The organism is Vibrio proteolyticus NBRC 13287 (assembly GCF_000467125.1).
Taxonomy (GTDB): Bacteria; Pseudomonadota; Gammaproteobacteria; order Enterobacterales; family Vibrionaceae; genus Vibrio; species Vibrio proteolyticus.
Map to the genome: position 1 here is coordinate 56,290 of NZ_BATJ01000015.1, position 23,907 is coordinate 80,196.

21 protein-coding genes are annotated in these 23,907 nt (G+C 49.5%); 10 read left to right on the top strand and 11 right to left on the bottom strand.

What is annotated here, in order from left to right:
• Positions 1-3: 3 nt before the first annotated feature.
• A complete protein-coding gene (locus VPR01S_RS16490) occupies positions 4-1,062 on the bottom strand; it encodes an HlyD family secretion protein (RefSeq protein WP_021706499.1) in 1,059 nt (352 codons plus the stop codon).
• A gap of 33 nt (positions 1,063-1,095) precedes the next feature.
• The gene (locus tag VPR01S_RS16495) at positions 1,096-1,551 is read right to left on the bottom strand and encodes a MarR family transcriptional regulator (RefSeq protein WP_021706500.1); all 456 of its coding nucleotides are present in this window, start codon (positions 1,549-1,551) and stop codon (positions 1,096-1,098) included.
• 302 nt (positions 1,552-1,853) lie between these two features.
• On the opposite strand from VPR01S_RS16495, the gene VPR01S_RS16500 reads away from it, so the two are divergent.
• On the top strand, positions 1,854-3,230 hold the full coding sequence (locus VPR01S_RS16500) for a sensor histidine kinase (protein ID WP_040902958.1): 1,377 nt from the start codon (positions 1,854-1,856) through the stop codon (positions 3,228-3,230).
• A complete protein-coding gene (locus tag VPR01S_RS16505; RefSeq protein WP_021706502.1) occupies positions 3,230-3,862 on the top strand; it encodes a response regulator in 633 nt (210 codons plus the stop codon). Before VPR01S_RS16500 ends, VPR01S_RS16505 begins: the two co-directional genes overlap by 1 nt.
• A 53-nt stretch (positions 3,863-3,915) precedes the next feature.
• Here the strand turns inward: VPR01S_RS16505 and VPR01S_RS16510 are convergent, their stop codons facing one another.
• Together VPR01S_RS16510 and VPR01S_RS16515 are read right to left on the bottom strand one after the other, a co-directional pair.
• Positions 3,916-8,400, bottom strand: a complete 4,485-nt coding sequence (locus VPR01S_RS16510; protein WP_040902960.1) for a PKD domain-containing protein — start codon at positions 8,398-8,400, stop codon at positions 3,916-3,918.
• Between the two features lie 191 nt (positions 8,401-8,591).
• Positions 8,592-9,149, bottom strand: a complete 558-nt coding sequence (locus VPR01S_RS16515; RefSeq protein WP_040902963.1) for a sugar O-acetyltransferase — start codon at positions 9,147-9,149, stop codon at positions 8,592-8,594.
• A gap of 210 nt (positions 9,150-9,359) precedes the next feature.
• On the opposite strand from VPR01S_RS16515, the gene VPR01S_RS16520 reads away from it, so the two are divergent.
• From VPR01S_RS16520 to VPR01S_RS16535, 4 genes are all read left to right on the top strand, one after another.
• The gene (locus VPR01S_RS16520) at positions 9,360-10,661 is read left to right on the top strand and encodes a hemolysin family protein (protein WP_021706505.1); all 1,302 of its coding nucleotides are present in this window, start codon (positions 9,360-9,362) and stop codon (positions 10,659-10,661) included.
• A gap of 33 nt (positions 10,662-10,694) precedes the next feature.
• Positions 10,695-11,279 (top strand): TetR/AcrR family transcriptional regulator, encoded by a 585-nt coding sequence (locus tag VPR01S_RS16525; RefSeq protein WP_021706506.1) that lies wholly within the window; start codon positions 10,695-10,697, stop codon positions 11,277-11,279.
• Positions 11,280-11,369: 90 nt separating this feature from the next.
• On the top strand, positions 11,370-12,401 hold the full coding sequence (gene curA / locus VPR01S_RS16530) for an NADPH-dependent curcumin/dihydrocurcumin reductase (protein WP_021706507.1): 1,032 nt from the start codon (positions 11,370-11,372) through the stop codon (positions 12,399-12,401).
• 10 nt (positions 12,402-12,411) lie between these two features.
• Positions 12,412-13,029 (top strand): glutathione S-transferase family protein, encoded by a 618-nt coding sequence (locus VPR01S_RS16535; RefSeq protein ID WP_021706508.1) that lies wholly within the window; start codon positions 12,412-12,414, stop codon positions 13,027-13,029.
• A gap of 379 nt (positions 13,030-13,408) precedes the next feature.
• Here VPR01S_RS16535 and VPR01S_RS16540 read toward each other — a convergent pair whose 3' ends face one another.
• From VPR01S_RS16540 to VPR01S_RS16565, 6 genes are all read right to left on the bottom strand, one after another.
• Positions 13,409-15,160, bottom strand: coding sequence for a hypothetical protein (locus VPR01S_RS16540; protein WP_021706509.1), 1,752 nt, complete (start codon positions 15,158-15,160; stop codon positions 13,409-13,411).
• 263 nt (positions 15,161-15,423) lie between these two features.
• Positions 15,424-16,026 (bottom strand): 2OG-Fe(II) oxygenase, encoded by a 603-nt coding sequence (locus VPR01S_RS16545; RefSeq protein ID WP_021706510.1) that lies wholly within the window; start codon positions 16,024-16,026, stop codon positions 15,424-15,426.
• 204 nt (positions 16,027-16,230) lie between these two features.
• Complete coding sequence (locus VPR01S_RS16550; protein WP_021706511.1) at positions 16,231-17,403, bottom strand: D-alanyl-D-alanine carboxypeptidase family protein; 1,173 nt, start codon at positions 17,401-17,403, stop codon at positions 16,231-16,233.
• A 209-nt stretch (positions 17,404-17,612) separates the two neighbouring features.
• Positions 17,613-18,638 (bottom strand): tyrosinase family protein, encoded by a 1,026-nt coding sequence (locus tag VPR01S_RS16555; protein WP_021706512.1) that lies wholly within the window; start codon positions 18,636-18,638, stop codon positions 17,613-17,615.
• 11 nt (positions 18,639-18,649) lie between these two features.
• Positions 18,650-19,177, bottom strand: coding sequence for a hypothetical protein (locus tag VPR01S_RS16560; protein ID WP_021706513.1), 528 nt, complete (start codon positions 19,175-19,177; stop codon positions 18,650-18,652).
• A 193-nt stretch (positions 19,178-19,370) separates the two neighbouring features.
• Positions 19,371-19,730 carry a hypothetical protein gene (locus tag VPR01S_RS16565; RefSeq protein ID WP_021706514.1) on the bottom strand — a complete coding sequence of 120 codons (360 nt, stop codon included), beginning with the start codon at positions 19,728-19,730 and terminating at the stop codon, positions 19,371-19,373.
• Positions 19,731-20,168: 438 nt separating this feature from the next.
• On the opposite strand from VPR01S_RS16565, the gene VPR01S_RS16570 reads away from it, so the two are divergent.
• Positions 20,169-21,332, top strand: coding sequence for a threonine/serine exporter family protein (locus VPR01S_RS16570; protein ID WP_021706515.1), 1,164 nt, complete (start codon positions 20,169-20,171; stop codon positions 21,330-21,332).
• Positions 21,333-21,360: 28 nt separating this feature from the next.
• Here VPR01S_RS16570 and VPR01S_RS16575 read toward each other — a convergent pair whose 3' ends face one another.
• Positions 21,361-21,570 (bottom strand): alternative ribosome-rescue factor A, encoded by a 210-nt coding sequence (locus tag VPR01S_RS16575; RefSeq protein ID WP_021706516.1) that lies wholly within the window; start codon positions 21,568-21,570, stop codon positions 21,361-21,363.
• A gap of 354 nt (positions 21,571-21,924) precedes the next feature.
• On the opposite strand from VPR01S_RS16575, the gene VPR01S_RS16580 reads away from it, so the two are divergent.
• The 3 genes from VPR01S_RS16580 to VPR01S_RS16590 all read left to right on the top strand — a co-directional run.
• Complete coding sequence (locus VPR01S_RS16580; protein ID WP_021706517.1) at positions 21,925-22,134, top strand: cold-shock protein; 210 nt, start codon at positions 21,925-21,927, stop codon at positions 22,132-22,134.
• Positions 22,135-22,773: 639 nt separating this feature from the next.
• A complete protein-coding gene (locus VPR01S_RS16585) occupies positions 22,774-23,415 on the top strand; it encodes a hypothetical protein (protein ID WP_021706518.1) in 642 nt (213 codons plus the stop codon).
• A 60-nt stretch (positions 23,416-23,475) separates the two neighbouring features.
• The coding region (locus VPR01S_RS16590) for a hypothetical protein (protein ID WP_021706519.1) at positions 23,476-23,907 on the top strand (432 nt) is incomplete at its 3' end.

The window sequence follows — 23,907 nt, forward strand, 5'->3', positions numbered from 1 at the left end:
CAATTAATAAATGTAATGCAAGGTGCTCAGGAAATGAATCTGTAAGCGGGCAAACCAACTCGACAACGGGTTATCCGGCAACAACTGCACGGTTGCACGCGCTCCGGCCGGGAACTCATGTTCAGGCGCTTGCTCAATCGCCAGATGCAGTCGCATGCGCTGTGCATCGCGAACCCAGCGATTGGACTCTGTTGGCGTCGCCAGACGGCCATCTGCATCAAACTGCCCCGAGCTGACCCCCGCATCCAAACTGGTAATACGCGCTTCAAATACTTCACCAGGCAAGCTGTCAAAGGCGATCAATGCACGGCTGTCTCGGCTGAAATGACGCAAACTCTTTTCACGAAAATCAGCGATCACGTCCACGTCGTCAGATACCAGTGCCACCAGCGGAGTACCGGCTGCAGCGTATGCGCCAGATTCCAATTGCAGGTTGGTCACCACACCATCGTGTTCCGCCACCACCTGGGTGTATGACAGGTTCAGTTCTGCTTGTTTCAGCTGGTTTTTCGCTGTACGAACATTGACGTTGCGGTCTCCCAGCTCACCCCGGCTGACTTGCAACTCTTTGAGGCGTGCCTGAGCGGCCAGCAAATTGGCACGCGCAGCAGTCGCTGCACTTTGGGCATCGTCCCGCTGCTGCTGCGAGGTACCGTTACGATGAAACAGCGTGTTCAACCGCTTGGCTTCGCGCACTTTCTGTTCGGCAACAATCTTACTGGCTTCCACATCGGCCGTGGCGGCGACGATAGACGCATCCAACTGATCGTTATTCTGGATGACACGTTCAAGGTTGAGCTGAGCTTTCTCTACCGCCAGCTTATAAGGCTGCGGGTCAATCTGGAAAAGGGGGTCCCCCTTTTTAATGTCCTGGTTATTTGCCACATAAAGATGAGTGATTTGTCCACTGACACGCGGTGCTACTTTGGTAACAACGCGAGTCGCCATGGCTTGCGGAGTCAAAGGCATTGCTAAATCAGCAACAAGAAAATAGGCAAAGACAAGGACAAACGCGACGCAGGAATACTTGATCCAGCGAGCGAATTTCTGATCTGGAGTCATAGACGTTTACTTCTCTTTTTCTGGATTTCTGACTTATTCGCTAAGTGAATCGAGCGCGTTGTGGGCAATCTGCTCCAGGATTAAGCTGAATTTTTTCAACTCATCGTCGTTGAGTTCCGCCAGCAGGGTACGACGAACCTGAATAATTCGCGCCTCCAACTGGGTAATCAAGACCTTGCCTTCATCCGTCAAACTGACAATGCGCGCTCGCTTGTCGTGATCACAACAGTGCCGGGTGATGAGGGATTGCTCTTCGAGTAATTTGAGGGTACGCATCAACGAAGCCAGCTCAATCTCCAAACCTTCAGCCAGATGCTTCTGACTGATGTGGTCTCCCATGCGGTACAACTTCCACAACACCGTCCAGCGTGGGTAGGTCAGATTCAGCGGGGCCAGTTCGCGGTCCGCTACCATTTTCCATAGCCGGGAAACACGGGCCAGTTGCTCCGCCAGAGGGAGATCTCGCAATATGTTGATGTCTTGAATCATCGGAAGCACTCAATTACTTAGCGTGCTAAGCAATATAACTTAGTTAGCACGCTAAGTAAATACATTTGTGACTCTAATCACATCATTCTTGACCATAATTTTCCCAAGGGTTAATACGGCAACGCGTACTTCGCAACAACTTGAGCACAGGTACACACGTTCATCAGATTGAGCATGATAAAAACATTTACGTCTCGTGAACGTGAGTTATCGATATACCCTCTAAAAGTGAAATATTACTGTTTGTTTATAGAAATGCGCGGCGATTGCCACTGTCAGAAGACTCAATTAGACTGGCAACTATGGATATGCTCATCATCTTTAAGATCTATCTCTTCTACGGCCTGACATTCTTTGCCGTCGCATTTGCCATTTTGTTCAGAGACTTACGTAATAGTCGTATCCGTATTGCCAAAGCGCTTCCATGGCTGGCCGTTTTCGGCCTGATCCATGGGATACACCAATGGTCCAGCCTGTACATTGTGATGTATGAGCACGAATTCACCCTGACTCGTACGCTGGAAATACTTAAAGCCATCAAACTGTGGGTCGCGTTTCTTCCTTTACTGTGGTTTGCGTGGCAGCTCCTGCCTCTAACCACGTGGCAGCACAGACGCACTATCAAGATAGGGGTAATGGCCACACAGGGTATGTTTCTGCTGGGCATATGGCTGAGCTACGACGAAGTAAACTTCGCCGAGTATATCCACGCAGTCACTGAGCAGATCCGTTGGGTATATGGTTTAGGCTCCGCTTTGCTGGCCGGCCTGGCATTGATAAGCTACGCCCGTGTGCTGGAAAAAGAGGGGTACGATGGCCGGCGGCCTTTTCACGCCACCGGGCTGGCGGTGATCGGCTACGGTCTGTCCGTGAGCGTGTTTACCCTCGACCACGGTACCTGGGCACTACTGCTGCGGACCATACTGGCGTCAGCTATTCTGGTTACCTTGTGGTTTGCCCTGAGAGTCTTTGATCGTGAGCGAGATCATCAAATTGAAACAGCCATGCAGCAATCTCAACAAGACGCCAAACTGAAAGAGCTGGGCGAGCTTACCTCCGCCGTGGCCCACGAAATAAAGACCCCTCTCAGCAGCGCGATGATGAGCTGTGACTTATTGGCCAATCAGGTTCCAGACAATGCCGCATGTCAGCGCCAGATAGATCGAATTCGTTACGGCTTGAGTCGTGCGGCCGAAATCAGCCAGGAAGTGCTTAATTACGCGCACCACAAGCCGATTCAGCGCCAACCGATTTGCTTGGCGGAGGTGGTCCAGTCCGCGCTGGATCTTAACCAGTTCCGCCTCGGTGGATTCGATCTCAAAGTAAATCTGGATGAAAAGCTGATAATTTCTGGCGATGCCGGATTACTCGAAGAAGTGTTTTCCAACCTCATCGCCAATGCCATTGACGCCAGCCAGAAAAACAAACGGATTCAGATCGATGGTTTTCAGAATAAATTGACCGCGGTTGTTCGGGTCTCAGATCATGGCGGCGGTATGCCCGAACCTTTGCTGAATAAAGCCACACAACCCTTTTTCACTACCAAGCCAAAAGGTGAAGGAACCGGGATGGGGCTTGCTTTATGCAAACAAATTGTACAACAGCACGGCGGTGAGCTGCTGCTGTATAACCATCAGTACGGCCTGTGCGTCGACGTACAACTACCCAGGAAATGTTAATGACGTTAAAACTCCTCTTAGCCGAAGATGATCAGCAACTGCGTGATGTGCTGGTCGAGGCCCTGACACTCGAAACATTCGACGTCACCGCATGCACCAATGCCGAAGATGCACTGGATATCGCAACCAATCAGGCGTTCGACCTTGCGCTGTTTGACGTAGTGATGAACGGCATGACCGGGATTGAAGCTTTGTCGTCGCTGCGTCGCATGCAGCCTAATATTGGCATCGTCATTACAACGGCCTTCGCCACGGTCGACATCGCCGTCGATGCGATGAAAAAAGGGGCCGACGAGTTCCTGACGAAACCCTTCAACCTGGCATCATTGTCCGTCACGCTCAAGCGAGTATACGCTGAGCGTACACCCACATCCCCTCTCGATGAGCGCCACAATGATCTTGTGTTCAGTGCACTGTCCAACCCTATCCGCCGTATGGTGGTGAAACAACTTAAAATCCACCGCAAAATGAAGTTTATGGATCTGTGTCGTGTGGTCGGGATTGAAGATCACACCAAGTTCAACTTCCACCTGAAACAACTGGTAACCAGCGAACTGGTAGTCAAAGAAGAAGGCCGGGTCTATTCTCTGACCATGCGGGGTCTGCAGATCTACTCCAGTATGCTGCAATAGTGCTAAACGGAAAAAGGCACGTTGAACTCAACGTGCCGATTAGTCTTCTGTGTCTATTTTTTACGGCGTCTGAGTAGTAACAGAGCCAGCAGCGAACCCACACCCAGTGAGCCACCACCGCCACCGCCTCCACTACTGACCGGTGTGTCGGTAATCACTGGTGGTTTTGGCTGCGCTGGTGTATCCGTATCATCTGACTGCGCCGTTTGGGTTACTTCCACTTCAACACCATACGTCCGTACGCCTTGCTCCGGTGTCGTCAGATCAAGTTCAAACCCCAGCAACTGCACCAAACTGGCGTCGTCTTGTTGCGCGCGGCGAAGACGCTGCGCATCCGCTCCCGCTAAACGAACTTTAAGGTAACGCGACTCACGCTCCACCCAGGTGACCTCTGCACCCTGTGTCTTACGCCAGAAATACTGATAGTCGACATCCTCTTCAAGCTCTACAATCGACGCCGCGTCGATCGTCACCAGAGATGTTTGCTCATCAGTTTGATCCACTTCCACAGGAATCGGTGCTGTAACCGGACGCGCTTTCGGCCCTCGGTTTCGAACCTCAATGGTGAAACGTTGGCTACTCGTTTCACCATCTTCCAGTACCGTCAGTTCCAGTTCGATAACACCGTTCTTGTTCACTTCAGGTAACGTAAGCCGCGCTCGGGCCGTCTGACTGTCAAAGTCGACCAACGCCGGACCCGAGACTTGTTCCCATTGATATGAAAGGGCTTTGCCCCGCGCTGGCAACGACTCACTCGCATCCAGGGTGATCGTTTCCAACTCTCCTCTGGTTTTTTCAAACGGTTTAACCACTATCGCCGGCTTAGGCACTGCGCCAATTGACACTGCGTGCTTCACGCTCGACTGATTTTGGCCATCACTGACCGTGGCAACGAACACCAGTTTGGCATTGGCCATGTTTTCACTGACGTTAAAATTCAGCACATTGCCGCTTGCCATAAACTGGCTTTCGGGTCCGCTTTCCTGACGCCACGTGTAGCTAAGCGGTTGTGGCCAGTTGTCGTCATCGTAAGCCACTGCCGTCAAGCTCACACGCTGCCCGAACGCGGCATGGTGCACGCCATCAATTTGTACCTCAGGTGCGGCATTTAGATACGCATCCCAACGAATATTGTGGTGGGCTGAAACACTAAATTCCCCGTCGTCTGCCGTCACCTGAACATCGATAGCTCCAGGTTTAGATGTCTTCGGCGTGCGTACCCGAATGGTCGACGGACCAGTCCTTTGCCACTCAATACCCGGCGTAACCTGCCAATTGAGTATGACGCCATCTGGCGTTTCGTCTTGTACCTCAGCCACGACCTTCACCCAGCTATCAGCCTGCGCACTGTCCGCGCCCATCAGTGCCAGTTGAGGCGCCTTATTGACCGCTATCACGGGAATCGTCGCTGACGCGTTTGCCTGAGCAAGACCGTCGCTGACAACCACCTCAACGTCAATATTGCCAACATGGTCGGCTGCAACCGGATAATTCAGTGTCTGAGTATGGAACGTCTGTTGGCCTTCCCCGGTAGTCACCGTCCAGGTAAGTTTCAGATCAGCAACCTCGTGGTCTTCATCGCTAAGCACCGGTATCAGGATGAGGGTTTCTCCCTGCTTGACACTTTTTCCTTGCAGCGCAATGGTTGGCGCGCGGTTGACATGGTTGACCATGATCTCGGCCTGCTTCTCTGTTACGCTGCTGACATCATCACGATCAATCACTTTAACCGTGACCTGAAAACGTGTGTCTGTAGCGACTGACGGTGTCATCCATTGAACCGTTTCTCCTTCACCGATGATTTCGCCGTCAACCAACCACAGCGTTTGCAGAGTATCGATGCCCTCCGCATCGGACAGTTCAGCCACTTTGAAGGTGACATTCTCGCTCTCATTGCTCTGCGCCGGCACTTGCAACGTAAAAGACGCCGGATCGTTCACCGCATTGACCGTGACTGTTTTACTGGCCATTCTCGACGCACCGGAGAAATCAAGCGTCGCTTCCAGCGTGATGTCCTGCGACTGTTTCCAGTTAGGTAAGGTGTAACTGAACGTGTTGCCGCTCATTTTCGACTCGGGCAACCCCACAATTTGCCATTGAACGTTATCCAGCAAGTCAAAACCGTGCATCGCCGTTGCCTGAATACGGCTGTTTTCTTTCAATTCACCGCGGATCTGAATGTTGAATTCCGGGATACATTCCAATAGATACAGGTCCGCTTGAGATATATTGGAGCTGTTGATTTGCCAGTCTCCGTCGCTCAGCGTCACCGGCTCCGCCTGACTGTACCAGACCCGGCCGAGATGGTCCGTCATCCGATTCAGTCTCACCACATCACTGTGCCCGATGCGCTGCATTTCAACATAGGCACCGCCGTTGCCTTTGGTGCGTACCAGCAGTCGCTGGTTGGCATTGTTGTTGATGGTATCAGGCAGCGTGAAGTGCCATTGATAACGTTCAACTTCGCGGCCCGCCAGACTCAGTAACGGGTTGCCCCCAACCAAAGCCATGTCATAGTCACGCTTTTGCACGACACTATTGTCACTCAACGTGTGCGTCAGTTTGAGGCTAGCGGTATTAAACTGGAAACATTGCATCGCCGGTGCCGCTAACCACTCTTGTTGTTTTTTACCAGGTTCCAAATCCACAATGGTCGCAGGCAAGTCGTTCAGAGCCAGTTCAACTTTCGTGTTGGCTTCACTCTCGTCGCGACTGATGATTGCAACGTCAGCGCTTTGCGTCTGAGGAGACACAAACGCAGTGCGGCTTTCAGGCGACACATCTCGGGGTAACAAGTTCACATTGGTCAGTTGTTGGCGGAAAACCGCCGCAGCAATCCCAGTCGCGTCAAGACGCTTAGCCGACTGATAAACAGCAAATGCCGTTTCCTGATATTGCTGGTGCATCGACAAGCCGAGAAACGCTTCCAACACAATCTGGTCAGCCAGCGCGGCGGCGGGATCTTCACCGTAGCGATTCACCAACTCAATATCATTATTGAGAAACGCGTTCTGGGCGATCGCTTTTCTTGCGCGATATAACGGCGCAGCCAGTAATGTTTCTGTCGCAACCGTGCCATACTCACTCGAAACCTTGCTGTGTGCAGAAGATACGTTCGTTTCATATCCGGCAAAGTAGTCCTGCTCAGGCACATTGTAATCCCGTACAGCTTTGCCACATAAATCGAGCCTCAGGTTGCCAAGAAGCTCATTCCAATCTGAATTACGACTCAACTGAGTACTCGCCCAGTAATCGGCAAACGCTTCGTTAATGGCCCCATTGATGGGAGTAATAGCCATCCCAACCGGTGCTCCCTGAAGTTTGAGACGTCGGAACAGAGCATGTCCTTGTTCGTGATACGTAATCGCTGGGTCGTAAGTCGGGCCAAGACAATCGCTTTTTCCAACAGCAATCAAGTCAAAATCCGGCAGGTATTTATCAAACCTTATATCGCTGTCGGTCAGCATCAGACCAACCTTGTGCTCTCCGATGAAGTCGTAAGACAGGGTCTCGGCGGCATAACTGAAACCATCGTGGATGGCTTGCATATTGGTTAGGATCGCTGGGATCTGATAACGACTGACCTCGCTCGCCGCATTCCAGAATTGAGCATAGTCTGCATTGAGTGAATGCCCCCACCAATGGAAGTCTTGATTAGAATAAAATTGCGTATAACTCGACTCCGGCTCTGAGAGTGATTTAAGTGGCAGTGTCTTTGGTACCTGACCGGGTTGCTCAGTCCAAAAAGAGGGAGTAAATAAGTTGCCAAGCTGCTCTGAGGGATCGTCGCCATAGCCGAGCCACTTAAACTCAAGCGGAGACACTAATGGCGTCGAGTTGGCTATTTTTGCTTGGTAATAAAAGCCGCTCGCTCTACCATCAACGCTGCTGATGAACATTTCCAGATTCCCTTGCGGCCCGTTGAGAGGCACTGTGACATAATAGCCCAGAACCAGTTGTCCTTTTATCCAACGATAGATTGGTATCGCTGTGATCGCATCACGATCGACAGTCAATGTAAGCGTTTCGCCATCCTCAGAGCGCATGGTCAGTAAGCTGCTTCTTAGTTTGATCAGTCCACTTATCGGCGAACGCTCTGTGTCCAGTTGCAGCTTCGTTTGTGACACAGCCTCGTCAGCACTCGTGACCACACTACCACTTGCTTCCGGTGGGTTGAGCGGCAAGTCAACCTGATACTGGTAGCGGAACAGTTCACACTGATCATTCAGCGACAAAATCACGTCTTGCCCGTGCACAGGTACGTTATCTTTTTGCAACGTAAACAGGAAGTGATGGCTATTGAAGCCACTCACTTGATTAATAAACAAATATTGCGAGGCCTGCTTGTGGTCGACATTCAGGTTTTGCAATAGCTGCTCCAGGACTTCCCTTGCCTGTTCAGCGCCAACCTTTCCAGTTGAACTGCATGCGTACTCCTTTTCCAGCGGAAACGACAGCCCGGGTTCAAAGCCAGTGCTGGCCATTGCTGGCGAAATAGACGCCATTGTGGATATTAATAACCATGGTCGATATGACACGTAGATCTCCCTAAATAACAGAAATATAAAGAGGCCGCATTCTACGTGGGGTTAATTCAACAAATAACGAAAACATCCAGGCAATTTGTGCCTGTTTTATGGTGAGAATTGATTAGGAGAAGCAACGTGACGTAGCGTGTCAGACGGCATGGCGAGACAACGACGCCCAGGCAATCCGGGCGCGCTGAAAGTTAAGCTTCAAGCGGGCGAATAATCCGGCAGGGGTTACCGGCCGCCACCACATTAGCAGGAATATCTCGTGTCACTACACTGCCAGCGCCAATGACACTGTTCTCACCAATGGTCACACCCGGACACACAATCGCTCCGCCACCAATCCAGACGTTGTCACCGATGGTGATCGGCAAACCAAATTCAACGCCCTCTGCCACCCGAGCTTGCACATCCAACGGATGACTCGCCGTATAGAGCTGAACATTGGGTGCCAACAACACGTTGTTACCAATCCGCACTTCTGCGACGTCCAGGATCACGCAGTTGAAGTTGGCGTAGAAATTCTTGCCCACGTGAATGTGACAACCATAATCACAACGAAACGGCGGCTCCAGATACGCGTCTGGCGCATCCGGCAATAACTGATCAATAGCACTGCGCCACTCGTCGCTGTCCGGGATACTCTGATTCAGCACAAGCAGTTGGCGGCGACAGGCAATACGCATCTGATACAATTCCTGATCCCAGGCCAAATAAGGCTCTCCGGCCAACATCTTCTCTCTTTGTGTTTTCATTTCTGCTCTTCTTAGCGTGTGTTCTCGCTTCATCCTCGCGCCAGCTCAGTCAATCACGCTTTATCACTGGCAATCAAGTTCATTAGTCAATATAACCGACTGAAATCAGAGTATTTGTCACAGCAACCAAAATTATCTCAGCGAAATCACAAACCGCTCTCGTATGCTCGGATATGCTTAAAACAGTATCAATACAAAGGTAATGACGTTATGGATGTGCTTCTGCTGATGGCGCTAATTCTACTTAATGGCGTCTTTGCAATGTCTGAAATTGCTCTGGTCGCCGTACGCAGCGGCCGGCTCAAACAGCTCTCTGATCACAGCCATTCGGCTCGTACAGCCCTGATACTGAAAGAGAACCCGACGCTGTTTCTCTCCACCATTCAGATCGGTATAACCGCCATCGGTTTGCTAAACGGTATCGTCGGTGAAGCCACGCTGTCGGAGCCATTTGAACTGTGGCTGATCAGACAGGGCATGGAGCCCAAAATCGCCAACCTGTTTTCCACTGGTTGTGTGGTTATTGTGATCACCTATTTTTCAATTGTGATCGGGGAGTTAGTTCCCAAGCGTTACGCTCAAGCTAACGCCGAGCGTATTTCCATTATTGTCGCCCGCCCTATTCATCTGCTATCCAAGATTACAATTCCCTTTGTTGCTCTGCTGACAGCCTCCACCGAAGGCTTATTGCGCATCATCGGACAATCTCAAAATGCCACAGAGTGTGTCACTGAAGAAGATGTCCAGGCAATCGTCAATGAAGGGTCTGAATCCGGCGCCTTAGATCCCAAAGAGCATGACATGATCCACAACATAATGCGCCTTAACGACCGTCCCGCCAGCTCTCTGATGACCCCACGAAGGGATGTGGATTATCTCGATATTGACCGGCCACTGGACGAGGTGATGCAGCGTATCCGAGAGACCCGGCATAAAGTATTTCCGGTTTGTCACGGCCACCTGGACAATCTCATTGGCACCATCTCGTCTAAGGCCATGCTCAATCGCAGCCACAAACTGTCGGTCAACGCTCTGACCGGTATGGCCAAAGTGGCGCTGTACATCCCCGAAACCATGAAAGGCTTGCAACTGCTTAATCACATGCAAACCACCAGCACAGAAATGGTCTTTGTTGTCGATGAATATGGTGATTTGCAAGGCCTTATTACCTTATACGACATTTTGGAAGCCATCGCAGGAGAGCTCTCCCTTGAACCCGAAGAAGCCTGGATGATGACTCAACCCGACGGTAGCTTGCTGGTCGATGCAATGATCCCCATCAGTGAACTCAAACAACGCCTCAACCTGACGGCTCTGGCGGATGAAGACCAGCACGGCTACCAGACCCTCAGCGGCATGCTACTGTGGCTCAGCGGCGAGCTGCCTGAAAAAGGAGAAACCGTCTACTGGGACGACTGGCAGTTCCGCATTGAAGGCGTCGAGCAAAACCGCGTCACTAAAGTACGCATTACGCGCAAAGAGTTCAGTACCGCGAACCAAAAACCGGACTAGACGACTGGTCTAGTCCGGTTTATAGTAGCGCCCATGAATACAAAAACACACGATACCCGCCAGCACATTCTCGATATCGGCTATGAGTTGGTGGTAACTAAAGGCTTTACCCGCGTCGGTTTGGCCGAACTTTTGAAATGTGCCGACGTACCGAAAGGCTCTTTCTATCACTACTTCAAGTCCAAAGAACACTTTGGCGAAGCGTTAATCCAAGCGTATTTCGAACACTATTTATCACGCATCGAGGTGCTGTTCAATGCACCAGAGCAGAATGGTTATCAACGCCTGACCCACTATTTTGAACGCTGGGCTGATACAGAAAACGGCACCTGCAACGCCAACCGTTGCCTGGTCGTCAAGCTCAGTGGTGAAGTGTCAGATTTGTCAGACAGCATGCGCCTTGCGTTGTTAGATGGCGCCGAACGCATCATCGCAGCCTTGGCTGAGTGTATTGAGCAAGGCATTCAGGATGATTCGGTACGTCGCTGCGACAGCAAGCTCACGGCGCGCCAGCTTTATCAAACCTGGATTGGCGCCAGTCTGCTGAATAAGCTTTATCAGGATCAATCTGGTCTGAAACAGAGCCTAATCAGCACTCGGCAACTGCTTCAGCCTTAATTTAGGCACACGTTATAATCCCGTCCCGATTCGGCTCGGGATTTTTTACAAACCAACACTAGACGACTGGTCTAATATAAGGAATTACTTATGTCTCAGCCTCTAAACCGCCGCATTGTCTTAGCATCTCGCCCTCACGGCGCACCAACAACAAACAACTTCCGTTTGGAAGAAACCAGTAAACCAACCCCTGCAGCCGGCGAAATCTTGCTACGCAGTGTCTATCTGTCACTCGACCCGTATATGCGCGGACGAATGAGCGACGCGAAATCGTACGCCGATCCCGTCGCATTGAACGACGTGATGGTCGGCGGCACTGTGTGTCAGGTTGAAACCTCGCACCATCCCGATTTCGGCGCCGGTGAATGGGTACTGGCTTACACCGGTTGGCAGGATTACGCACTTTCCAATGGCGAAGGACTGATCAAACTGGGGACAAATCCCGTAAACCCTTCTTATGCTTTGGGAGTGATGGGCATGCCTGGCTTTACCGCGTACATGGGCCTTTTAGATATCGGCCAACCAAAAGCGGGCGAAACCCTTGTCGTGGCAGCTGCCACCGGCCCTGTCGGTGCGACCGTGGGACAAATTGGTAAACTAAAAGGTTGCCGCGTGATCGGCATTGCTGGTGGCGAAGAAAAATGTCGTTACGCGAAAGACGTACTGGGGTTTGACGACTGCCTCGATCACAAAGAGGAAAATTTCGCCCAGCGCCTGGCTCAGGCCTGCGACAACGGCATCGACATATACTTTGAAAATGTCGGTGGCAAAGTGTTTGATGCAGTCATGCCGCTACTGAATACTGGCGCACGCATTCCCCTGTGCGGCCTGGTCTCACAATACAATGCGACGACGCTGCCTGAGGGGCCGGATCGTCTGTCCATGTTCATGGGGCAACTACTGGTTAAGCGCATCAAAGTTCAAGGGTTCATCATCTTTGATGATTATGCCCACCGTTATGGTGAGTTTGCCGAAGACATGAACCGATGGTTGGCCGAAGGCAAAATTCAGTATCGTGAACACCTGGTGGATGGCCTGGAAAACGCTCCCGACGCCTTTATTGGCCTGCTGGAAGGTAAGAACTTCGGCAAGCTGGTGATTCAAACTAACCAACCAATTTAAGGACCTGAGGATGATTACACTTCACCATCTAAACCAGTCTCGCTCAAAACGCATTATCTGGTTACTGGAAGAACTGGGACTGGACTATCAGATCACCCCCTACCACCGAGACAGCGTGACCTTTCTGGCGCCGCCTGAGCTAACATCGGTTCATCCGTTGGGGAAATCGCCCGTGATCGAAATGAACGGCGAAGTGATTGCCGAGTCCGGAGCCATCACAGAGATCCTGATCGATACCTACGCCGCAGATGTACTGGCTCCGAAACGTGGGACTGCGGCTTACCGCGATTATCTGCAGTGGCTCCACTTTGCTGAGAGTTCCGCCATGTTGCCGCTGCTGCTCAAACTGTTCGTTGCCAAAGACGGTGCACCGACTAACTTTTTGCAAGGCTACGCCGATAGTGAAGCCGACAAGATCCTCAGCTACTTTGACCAGCGTCTGGAGGGCAAACAGTACCTGGTCGGCGAAAAGCTCAGCGGCGCCGATATCATGATGTCATTTATCGTCGACGTCACTGCCCAGTTTGGTTTGCTCGCACGTTACCCGAACATTCAGCGCTACGCCGCCACTTTGGCCGAGCATCCTGCCAGCCAAAAAGCGCAGCAACTGGAAGCGCAATACGCCTAACCCTTGACACCGCCAGTATCACGCTGGCGGTTTTTCTGCGCCTTACTTCGGTTTTATCGCCCCCCTCCCTTTCTCCCAACACCTAGGTACCTATCACCAGATAGACAATAGCTATCAAATCAATCATCACAATCGATTTTCCACCCGGCCAATTCAGAACTAATCTTATCTATGAGTCAGGCGTCGACAACCATCTTGATTGTGGCGTCCCGGCCGCATACCACGCTGTTTGGAGCATAAAAAAGGCGCACATGGCGCCTTAGAATATTGGTCGGGGAGATCTGCCATGCAAACACTCACCTTTTTTAAACTGTTTGATACCGAAGAGCTGTTTATCTTCTATTAAGCCGCTGCCAAAAGCAGCGGCAATTTGAGTACCTTAGTTTGCAGCTTGCTGCTCTTTGGCCAGTTTGCGCGCTTTCATGTTCGCAACGTAGTCAAAGTTCATCATGATGCCGTGATCTTTCACGTCCAGAGAGATAGTGCCTGATGGTTGGCTCGCCAGCGTCTCAACCATTTCTGGTGTCAGCTCTTCGCCTTGCAACTCTGCTGCTTTTTCCATCACTTCAAGTAAACGGTTGAAATCCATCGAGAACTTCATGATGCCGTTTGAGCTAAGTGGTTCAGCCATCAGTTTGTCTGCCGCCGATTTACCTTTATCACCGGTGTACAGCGCAAAGTGATTGCCGTTCAACTGCGCATAGAATTTCGCACCAATGCCTGTCTGAGGTTCAATCAAAGGAGTGACATCCACAGGCTTGCCATCCGGCTGAATGCTCAGTTGAGCCAGTTGAGGGACAAACATGGTCAGCGATTGCAGGAGCATGTTCGGGTTAGTTGCAGAGAATGACAACATGCCATCCAGACGATCAAATTGCTGGCCGTATTCTGGTTTATCGGCAGGCATCACATCAAACATCTCGACGCTGATGCCTTTCAGACCGTTTAGCATACCAGCAGCCATGCTCAGCATCGCTGCCGGGTTATCTGCGCCCATGTTCTGCTGCATTTCATTCAGCAGTGCACAGGAATACTGAGGCTGCTTAAGATCCTTCCAGATCGTCGCAACGGCCGGAGCCAATGTCGTGACATCCACACCCAACGCCGCGCTGAACATGCTTTCGCCTTTGGCGTTTGCTGCTGGCACGAAACCCTGAATAGACTTAAGCGCGTCCAGAATCACTTTGTTACCAGATTCCAGCACAAAGCTGCCTTTCATCTGAAGCTCGTCATTCGCTGTGTTGTAGTCAACCACCAGCACTTCTCTTGGCCAGTTTGACGCAATGGTTGCCAGCTCAGACTGACAAATTGGTGAACGCAACACGGACAGTGCCGGCTCTGGTTCTTTCTGATCGATCACACCCACCTGGCGCGCAAGACGGTTGCCATCGGTTGTGGTCACACCTTTAATGATCTCAGCGTTGTCGATGTACATAAAGGCGTTATAGTTATCGCCATATTTGCTTTGTAGCGCTTCAATTTTACCACTGTCTGCCAGTGAAGCTTTTGGCGCTTCCAGACCCAGAGCCAACTTGAGCGGGCTCTCTGCATCCAGGATTGGCAGCTCAATCGTCAGGGTGAGCACATTGTCATTCACCGCAACGATCAGATTAGCATCCAAACCGTCCAGATCTTTGGTTGCCAGCTCATAGCTGCGATATTCAATGTTGTCCAGCTTCTTCAGCGTGTGCGTCACACCACTTTCCTGCTCTTTTGCGTCCACGGTTTTCCAGAACGCGGCCGGATCTTCCAGTTGTACTTTGTAAACCGGCACCATACCCAAGGTGTAAAACACCGGGCTGACCTTTTCCGGAGTACCCAGGTACTGTTTAATAGATTCAGCAGAAGTTGCGCTTTTCAGGTAACCATCCAGAAAAGAAACCAGGAAAGTTTGCATCGGCGTCAAGTCTTGACCCGTTTCCATCAAAGCCATCAGGTCAGTTTGAGAATAACCGTATGCATTCAGGTATTCATACTGATCGTACGCTTCAGTCTGGAGGGTCACAAAAGGTGAGTCAGCCGGAATATTGCTGATTAGAGAACCTGATGCCTGTTGTTCTGTTTGGTCATAATAGATATAGCCAGCTGCGCCTGCGGCAATAACCGCTGAGGCAAGTAGTACTTTTTTCACTACTAACTCCGTTTGTCGTTTATGTTTTTATTTAATCGCACCTTACGATGCGGGTGGGAGTGTCTCCCGATTTTCAGCCTGGTGCAATATTCCCCGAAAAAATGAATAACCACACTGAGAAATTAGTATCATAGATATTTAAACGATATGCGCAATCAAAGAAGAAAAAAATTGTTGGCTGATGAACATTTTGCGACAGCAAAAAGACGCCTCTATGGGCGTCTTAAACAAAAAGTCCGATGGACAGAGAAAACACACGATATTTAGCGGGCAATATCCAGTTGATGATCGCTGACCCCATTGACCCGGAACCATCCCGCGATACTGAAACGTTCATTGTGTGTCGGCAGCACTTCATGAGGAAAACGGTCCGACAAAAAGACCACCAGTCGGCCCGCTTTCGGCGCCACGCGCGTCACCAAGTCATCATCAAGGTTGTACACCACTAACTCACCGCCATCGGCGTCACACCACTCTTCGTTCATGTAGAACACCGTCGTTAGTTTGCGGTTCTCGTTACCACGAAAGCTGTCGAGGTGTTTGACGTAAAAGTCACCGGGTTCGTACTTAGCAAAATGCGCCTCATACTCAAACAGACCGAGAAAGAAATTCATGTTAACTTCGCGGCGAATGACTTCCATCTGCTCCAGATACTCCTGTACGGCAATGCCATTGCCCGCTGACAACCATTGGATCTTATCGCTGCGAATACTTTCTGCTCGCATGATATCGTCGTTACGCCCGATCCGTGCACGTTTCCAGTCTTCCGGAATGCTATCACGCAATGCTGAGACTTGTTGCGAAGTCAGAAAATCATCCCAAATGTAGAGGCCATCAGTGGCTAACGCATCTATCAGCTGTTGCATAATATTGAGTGTATTGAGGTAAAGGACTTGCGTTATAAGTCCAATAAGCCCGCGTAACAAATCAATATTTTTGTCGTGACCATAAAAGTAATTTTGCCAAAACCACGGTATCCAGCAATGCGGTGATCGCGTAGATAAACACACGCAGGTAGCCCTTAAAATAACAGCGCCCTGCTGAGGCAAGGCGCTGTTGTTGATAAGCTGTCAGGCAAAAAAGCTGGCAATCAGCCGTTTCAACCAGTCAAAAATACGTTTGAACACACCGCCTTCGTCCACTTGCTTTTGCGCCACCAGCGGCGCCTCAGCAACGGTTTTATCGCCGAGCTTATACACTACGCTGCCGATCTGTTGCCCTTGTTCAATCGGCGCAGTCAGATCAGCCGGGATCTTCATCTCCGCGCTTAGCTGAGCGGCTTCCCCTTTCGGCAATGTCAGATAGACTGCTTTTTCTAAACCCACAGGGACTTCGTTTTCACTGCCCATCCAGACGCGAGGCTTAGCCAGGGTTTCACCCGCTTTGTTCGGTGCCACCGTATCAAAGAAACGAAAACCATAACTGAGCAGTTGCTTGCTCTCCATTTCACGACTTTTGGTGCTACTGGAACCCATCACCACCGATATCAGACGCATATCTCCACTGGTCGCAGAGGTTGCCAAACTGTAACCGGCCCCACTGGTGTAACCGGTTTTCATGCCATCGACCGTCATACTGCGATCCCGCAACAGGCCATTGCGGTTGTACTGCGTGATGCCGTTGTAGGTAAACGAACGTTCGCTGTACAGCGGATAGATATCGGGCAGATCACGTATGATCGCCTGGCCGAGCAACGCCACGTCATACGGCGTGGTGTAAAGGTTGTCACTATCAAGACCATGCGGATTGGTAAATGACGAGTCCTTCATACCCAGCTTCGAAGCCCATGTGTTCATCATGTCAACAAACGATTGCTCGGATCCGGCTACGTGTTCTGCTATCGCAACGCTGGCATCGTTACCCGATTGCACAATCAAACCACGATAAAGATCCATCAGGTTGACGTATTTACCAACCTCTATGAACATTTTGGATGAATCAGGAAAATTTCTTGCCCAGGCATTTTCACTGATCCGAACCTGATCATCAGCCGAAATGTTACCGGCTTTCATCTCCTGCCCGGCCACATACGCAGTCATTAGCTTGGTCAGGCTAGCCGGGTTAAGTTTTTCATGCGAATTTTTCTCGACCAGCACCTGGCCGGTGTTGTAATCCATCAGCACGTAGCCTTTCGCCCCAATGCTGGGCGGATCCGGTACCACAGTCGGCGCGGCAAAAGAAGAAGCAGAAAAGAACACAGCGGAAGCGCTTAAGAACCCATAAATTGTTAATTTGTTTTGCATGACACCACACCAATTAATATGTCTGCCCTGAGTATAAACAATGCACTAGAAGGCATTCGCCGATATTTACGAATTTTTACTTAATATTGAGTTTTGTGGCAAAGAACAAAGAGTTACTAACATTTCACCCCAAAATTATCACAATATTTCTCTCAGTTTTGCGACACAGAAAAGTCAGCATCTACGCTGCTTTATAATACGCGAACGATTCATAACGGTGGCTGATATGTAATGCCCAGTGCCGCAGTATCGAGCACATCCTCCACCAATACCCTGTCAGAAAACTCAGGTAAGCGGTTTCGGATCGCAGATGAGACTGACACACTGGTGTATCCCGCCAGATCACCATTCCAGGGCCACATAGCATCGCCCACTTTGTGCCCTTCCGGCGCAATACTGCCATCAAATGGGGATTCTTCTTCAGGTAGAGGATACGTATCCAACCAGTTAGCACTAAGGTTGTTATCAATTCGATGCTGCTGCCAGTTTGCCCACAAACGGTCCACATTGGCATGATGTAGCCAGAACACCGGATCGTTAGGCGAAAACGCGCCTCCCATGTGACCACCAATAAAACGGTGACCGGCGTTATGTGTCTGCGGTAACTGCGCAACGCCCTGTTCCAGAATCAGCCAGAACACCCACAACGGATGGCGACCATTGATACTTTGATTGACTTGAGTCAGTGTGTTGAGCATTGCCTCGCTCGGTGACCAATCAGACTCCATGCTTCCCCGCTCAAGCGCGGTTCCCCGACTTTCAGCCAACAGACTATCGACACGAAACCCCACCAAACCACTTGGCCACCAAGGCGGCCTGCTTGAACCTGCGATCGTAAACTGCAAAATGCCATCGGTCACATCCTGTGGGCTACCCCAGCGGAGCGAACTCAGAAACTCTGGCGTGAATAAGACATTGGAGGCTCCAATGGCGTTTGACCAATCCCAGTATGGCAGCGTGACCGCTTCGCCCAACGCATCGGACAACGCTTGTTCAAACGCCCGCAGATATTGACGATGCCATGGCAAGAAACCAATATTGCCGTGCCCGAAATTGACACTGCGGTCGCCGCTGGTTGGCGTGAGTACCGCCATCACCGCTCCATGCAGGGCAACAAACTGATCGTACACACTAAAACCTTGATTGTTTTTGGTTGCTTTCAAGCGTGCAATCGCTTCAAGAAATGCCGCAATTTCGTCAGGTGTAAGATCGGCTGCGCTTTTTCTGATTCCCATCGTGACTCTCCTTACTTAAGTCCATGCTCACCAACTGGATGATGATGCTCTGAACCTCCTGGGTTGGTCCGTATGAGCTTACTGGCCGATGCATGATGTTCGTGGTGCCCCGTGGCACGTACTGTCACCAGTGCGGCAATCGTCGGCTGCCCAGATGAAAACGGAGTCTCTTCGGTGTTAAGTGAGGCGTCAATTAGCGACTTAAACGACTCCCCCTGGATAGTCCGAATCTCCAACAAACTCTGATACATGCTGGCAGGGCCAAGTTCAATACTCAGCTCTGCGCCTAGTCGATGAGGTTCTACGCTAATGTGTGCTCGTCGCACGGGCTCATGCGGACACGCGATGGTCGCTTGCAAGCCTTTCGCAACCCGACGATAAAAATCCACATCCGCCCCATCAAGAGCGGTCTTATTGGTCATCAGTTCCAGTTTTTCAAACAACATGCCCGGCCCGTTGATCAACAGCTTGAGATGGTTGTCAGACAGATAAAAGTCAACCATTCGGGGACCAGCTTTACTCAGGACGACTACACTCATTGCATCACACCTTTCTATCGGGATGTCTGTGTGGCCTGTATCGGCACATGGTCACAAACAAGACTGTTCAGGCAGCATAGTAGTTGCATATCCAGTTACCAGAAAATGTCCGTGATCTCACCTGGAAGTGTCTCCGAAAACACCCACAAAAAAAGCCGGCTGAATCAGCCGGCTTTTCCTCAGTGATCATCGCTTAAATGGCGAGCTTCTTTGTGTCTGGTCTCGGCGTGATCGCATCGCGATAACTGAACCACAGGTAAGTCACGACCACAGAGAAGAACAGGTAAGACAAAGCAAACACCAGCGGTGATGTAATTAGCTCTGCCGAAATACCCCAAGCAACACCGATGATCGTCACGGTGAACTTAGCGCCCCCCCCCAGGATCAACAAAAACAACGCCAATTGAGGAAAGCGTGTCGTGCGAAAGGCAAACCAGTAGCAGCTTCCCACGGCAAGTGCTGAAATCGACAGCCCGAGCATGAAAGAATGAAGATGATCCGCAGATGCCACACCTGCCGAAATTGAAGCCATGATAATTAGAAGCAGTTTCATCTTATACCTCGCTTTTAGTAACCAAAAAGCATCCTTTCATTTTTGAAATCTCATTTTGCGTCTATTTTCTCCTTTTAAAAAGAAAGATCAAGCGCATAAAACACACAATTATTGAACACTTTACAACCGCAAAGTGTTTGTAAAGTAATGGTTAAAATATAAACTCTCTGAGTTATTGGCAGCATAAGGCATTATGGTAAAAAAGTTCACAAAAACGTGTCTGAATGTAACAAATGCTTAACTAAAATTTATTTTCGCTCTCAGTCAAAAAATGTGACGTCCGGCAATTACTCAGCACCTCCAACAAAAGCAACAACAAAGTTTTTATTTTTGAAACACTCAATAACGTGAACTCGGCAACGATACGGATATCAGAATGTCGTTTTTGACCATCCGCTCTGCTAACTTTGCGCCACTCTTTTTCACTGACTCACCAACATGCCCTCGCAGTACCGAATCAATAAAATCGTGGAAATAGGCGACACACTGCATCGCAGTGGCTGCGCACCTTACAAAGTTGAGAAATACACTCAGCATTATGCGCAAAAGCATGGCGTCGACGTGATGATTCAGGCAACCCCCACCACGATCAATTACCAGTTTCCGGATGACAATAATGCGGTGGTAATGAAGCGACACAAACCGGCTTCCATCAACCTCAGCTTGCTGGCCAACACCATCATTCGTATCAATCAGCCAAGCAGTGAACCGGTACCTGAGCCTGTCGGGTATCCGTGGTGGGTCACAGCGCTGGCTAATATGGGAATTCCACCTGCATATCTGATGCTGGTAGGTAGTACTCTGGAGGCGATTGGTGTTTCGATATTTCTGGGATTAGTCGTCTGGCTGTGTCAGCGAGGCTGTCGCGGGCGACACGCCATTGCTGCCGAACTGATTTCAGCACTACTGACCGGCGTTATAGTGGCATTTCTTGCCAGCACCGGGCTGCCGATTCCTGTCTGGGCTCTGTGCATTGCTGCAGTGATTTTGTTTGTGCCCGGCCTCTCGATTGCCAATTCACTCGAATGCCTGGCCTTCAATGATCTGGTCTCCGGTACCAGTTTGTTTGGTCAAAGCGCGCTGACGCTGCTGAAACTGTTCGTCGGTATTGTGATGGGGCTGAACATTGGTGAGGCGGTATGGGGGCAAGCGCCCTCCACCACATACCACAATGAAATCCCGCTCCCGCTACACATCTTTGGTTTGTTTTTGTTATCGGTCTCGATTGGCATCATGTTTAACGCCAGGCCGAAAGACATTCTACTCGGCTCTCCGGTTGCCGTGCTGGGTATGTGGGGGCCGTTTTATCTCGGTTTTGACAGTGGCTGGGTCGTCGGGACCTGGGTGACAACGGTCTTGATCACGCTGTACGGCACATGGGTGGCAAAACGTTTGGATTTGACGGGGTCTATCTACATTGTGCAGGGTATTATCATTCTGGTACCCGGCAGCCGGGTGCTAGTGAGTGCCAGTCAGTCAGTTTTTGAGCAGTCGATCTTGCCCATTCCGAGTATTGGCCTTTCTGCCGTGTTCATGTTTGCGGCCATTGTAGCCGGACAAATTACCGCTTACTCGCTGTATTCACCTAAGATCGAACACTGATAAAAAGAGCCCTATTCGAAATCAGCACTTATGCTGCTTTTGAATAGGGCTCTTTGCCTCTGTGCTTTGCTTTTCGCTGGTAACTGCCTTTACCTTTCTTCGCTTTTTCAACTCGGGCTGTAAACAGTTGACTCGTCACTAGCGCTTTCAGCGCGTTGTCTTTAATCTGACCACGTCCCAGCTCGATATCATTGACCGGAGCTTGCTCAGAAACCTGGTGATGGTTTTTCTTACTCATCATCCTCTCCTATTGATAGATTCGGTTGGATTATTCACCAACACCAATAGAAGATCAATGGGCGACCATATTTCAACTGTATTAAATGCCAGTAAAAAATGGTCAAAATGAAACCTTGCGCATAGTTTCACAATGAGAACAAAAATAAATGACCTGTTTCCGGATTATTTGCTACCACTTAGCAATCGATTCCACTAAACTCGAAGCAGCTAGAAATGAAGTTCTTTGTCTACATACACTGTTCGTTGGATTACTCGTAACTCCCGTCGTGTCGTACGCAATAGCAATCAACGTTTCCACGCTAGAAGCGCCGAATATGGCTCAAGTTAATTTTTTATACATAGGATATACATCATGTCTAATACAGTTACCGGGACGGTAAAGTGGTTCAACGAAACTAAAGGCTTTGGCTTCATTCAACAGGAAAACGGCCCAGACGTTTTCGCACACTTCAGCGCAATCCAGGGTGACGGTTTCCGTACTCTTGCAGAAGGCGAGAAAGTACAGTTCACTATCACTCAAGGCCAAAAAGGCCCACAAGCTGAAAACATCACTAAGATTTAATTTCAGCCAAGAATTCTGTACAGATAGCCAGCGTTTCGCTGGCTATTTTTTTCTCTCGACCTTAATGCCCGATCATGAAAAACGGCTGTTCCCTTGTACTCTGATGGGCTAACTGGTGCACCCCGATGGACTAACTGGCCGCAGAGCCCCCATGCAATTCGAACCAAAACGACTCCTGTCTTTGGGCACACCTAGAGCCATCCATCATGAGATTAGCAATGGGATGAGCAGCTCTGTTGCTCATCAATAAACTGCTACAGAGAGACTCTACCTCTAAGGGAGTACATACTTATTGTTAACGCTAGTTTAGCCGAGGAAAAGAATGGTCAGTATTAGCTATTATTTGCTCACACTACCATTAGAAGTTGTCACTATGCCAATATAACAGCATTAGTGAAGGTTGTTACACTCCCTCACGTATTTAAAGATCCAATGGCTATATTCATTGAATATAGTTGACTCAATAAAGAGTGTAGATAACTTTTCCGGTATTGATACGTTCGCTGCAACAAGTGGGATGCCAGGCTCGGGGGAGCCCAGTTTATTGTTTTGTAACGAGGTTTAGGCTTAAGGCTAAGGTGGAAAGTGAATTTGGCTGATCAGATGGGACACTAGAACTATCACTTATAAAGGCACAAAATGGATACCAAGAGTAGGCAGATAAACCCGTACAATGAACAATATTATATCACTTTCTTAAACTATAATGATGAGACCTTGTACCTTAAACCAGAAATGCGTTCTGCTATGAGGCATTATGAATTTACTAAGCTACCTGCTGGAGAGCCTATGTTTTTTGAAAACGGCTACAGGGATGAGGATCTTTCTAAAGGCGTTAAACGTCCAATCAAAAATGCTCACATGGCAATCAACTATCCAGTGATTAATGACGACATTAAGAAATCACTAGGAGAAATTGGAAATAATTTTTTCCAGCTGTATCCTGCGGTAATTGTCGATGATGAGAGAAACTATCATGAAGGTTTTTGGGTGTTTAATATTTTCGAGTATATGGATGTTTTAGATCTTGAAAACTGTTTAATTGATAACTTTGAATCTGGTCAAGATGAATACGCTATAAATGAATACTATCTCAGCAAGAAAAAAATAGAAGCAATACCTGAGAAAGATCGCTTAGTATTTATGCCTGAATATTCTGATTTTCCGCACGTCATGGTACACGAAAAAGTTGTCAATGTACTTAAAAAGCACAATGTAGACACACTGAATTTTGTCAAAGTCTCTGATTGGGCCATGGGTCTTCAATTTTTAGAGTCATAGGGTAAGTGGCTTGGTCTTCAGGCAAAGGAGAATGCTTGAAGGCCAGCTATAGGCAGGAAAATGAGTCAATACAACGATCACTATTATATTGTATTTAAGAATTACGATGAAAATACTTTGTACTTAACAACGCATGACAGATCGGATCATCGTGACTATGAGTACACTAAGCTCAGTGGCGGTGAGCCGATGTTCTTTGTTAACGGTTATCGTGATGAGGATCTTGCTCGTGGAATTTCTCGGCCGATTAAGCAGGCACATTTGGACTCGACCTACCCAGTTTTTTCTGAAGAAATAAAACAAACACTAGGCACTATCGATAGCCAGTGTTGTCAGCTCTACCCGGCGGTGATTGTTGATGATCACGACAAGTATCATGAAGGATACTGGGTATTTAATGTATTTGAAAAATTAGATGTACTGAATCTTGAAAAATGTCGTATTGATGATTTTGACCCTGAAGACTCTAGACATACGATTGCTCAATATTAC

What these genes read in the sequence shown, in the direction of transcription:
- VPR01S_RS16490 (WP_021706499.1), bottom strand. Translation starts at nt 1,062, where the DNA reads ATGACTCCAGATCAGAAATTCGCTCGCTGGATCAAGTATTCCTGCGTC.
- VPR01S_RS16495 (WP_021706500.1), bottom strand. Translation starts at nt 1,551, where the DNA reads ATGATTCAAGACATCAACATATTGCGAGATCTCCCTCTGGCGGAGCAA.
- VPR01S_RS16500 (WP_040902958.1), top strand. Translation starts at nt 1,854, where the DNA reads ATGGATATGCTCATCATCTTTAAGATCTATCTCTTCTACGGCCTGACA.
- VPR01S_RS16505 (WP_021706502.1), top strand. Translation starts at nt 3,230, where the DNA reads ATGACGTTAAAACTCCTCTTAGCCGAAGATGATCAGCAACTGCGTGAT.
- VPR01S_RS16515 (WP_040902963.1), bottom strand. Translation starts at nt 9,149, where the DNA reads ATGAAAACACAAAGAGAGAAGATGTTGGCCGGAGAGCCTTATTTGGCC.
- VPR01S_RS16520 (WP_021706505.1), top strand. Translation starts at nt 9,360, where the DNA reads ATGGATGTGCTTCTGCTGATGGCGCTAATTCTACTTAATGGCGTCTTT.
- VPR01S_RS16525 (WP_021706506.1), top strand. Translation starts at nt 10,695, where the DNA reads ATGAATACAAAAACACACGATACCCGCCAGCACATTCTCGATATCGGC.
- curA (WP_021706507.1), top strand. Translation starts at nt 11,370, where the DNA reads ATGTCTCAGCCTCTAAACCGCCGCATTGTCTTAGCATCTCGCCCTCAC.
- VPR01S_RS16535 (WP_021706508.1), top strand. Translation starts at nt 12,412, where the DNA reads ATGATTACACTTCACCATCTAAACCAGTCTCGCTCAAAACGCATTATC.
- VPR01S_RS16545 (WP_021706510.1), bottom strand. Translation starts at nt 16,026, where the DNA reads ATGCAACAGCTGATAGATGCGTTAGCCACTGATGGCCTCTACATTTGG.
- VPR01S_RS16550 (WP_021706511.1), bottom strand. Translation starts at nt 17,403, where the DNA reads ATGCAAAACAAATTAACAATTTATGGGTTCTTAAGCGCTTCCGCTGTG.
- VPR01S_RS16555 (WP_021706512.1), bottom strand. Translation starts at nt 18,638, where the DNA reads ATGGGAATCAGAAAAAGCGCAGCCGATCTTACACCTGACGAAATTGCG.
- VPR01S_RS16560 (WP_021706513.1), bottom strand. Translation starts at nt 19,177, where the DNA reads ATGAGTGTAGTCGTCCTGAGTAAAGCTGGTCCCCGAATGGTTGACTTT.
- VPR01S_RS16565 (WP_021706514.1), bottom strand. Translation starts at nt 19,730, where the DNA reads ATGAAACTGCTTCTAATTATCATGGCTTCAATTTCGGCAGGTGTGGCA.
- VPR01S_RS16570 (WP_021706515.1), top strand. Translation starts at nt 20,169, where the DNA reads ATGCCCTCGCAGTACCGAATCAATAAAATCGTGGAAATAGGCGACACA.
- VPR01S_RS16575 (WP_021706516.1), bottom strand. Translation starts at nt 21,570, where the DNA reads ATGAGTAAGAAAAACCATCACCAGGTTTCTGAGCAAGCTCCGGTCAAT.
- VPR01S_RS16580 (WP_021706517.1), top strand. Translation starts at nt 21,925, where the DNA reads ATGTCTAATACAGTTACCGGGACGGTAAAGTGGTTCAACGAAACTAAA.
- VPR01S_RS16585 (WP_021706518.1), top strand. Translation starts at nt 22,774, where the DNA reads ATGGATACCAAGAGTAGGCAGATAAACCCGTACAATGAACAATATTAT.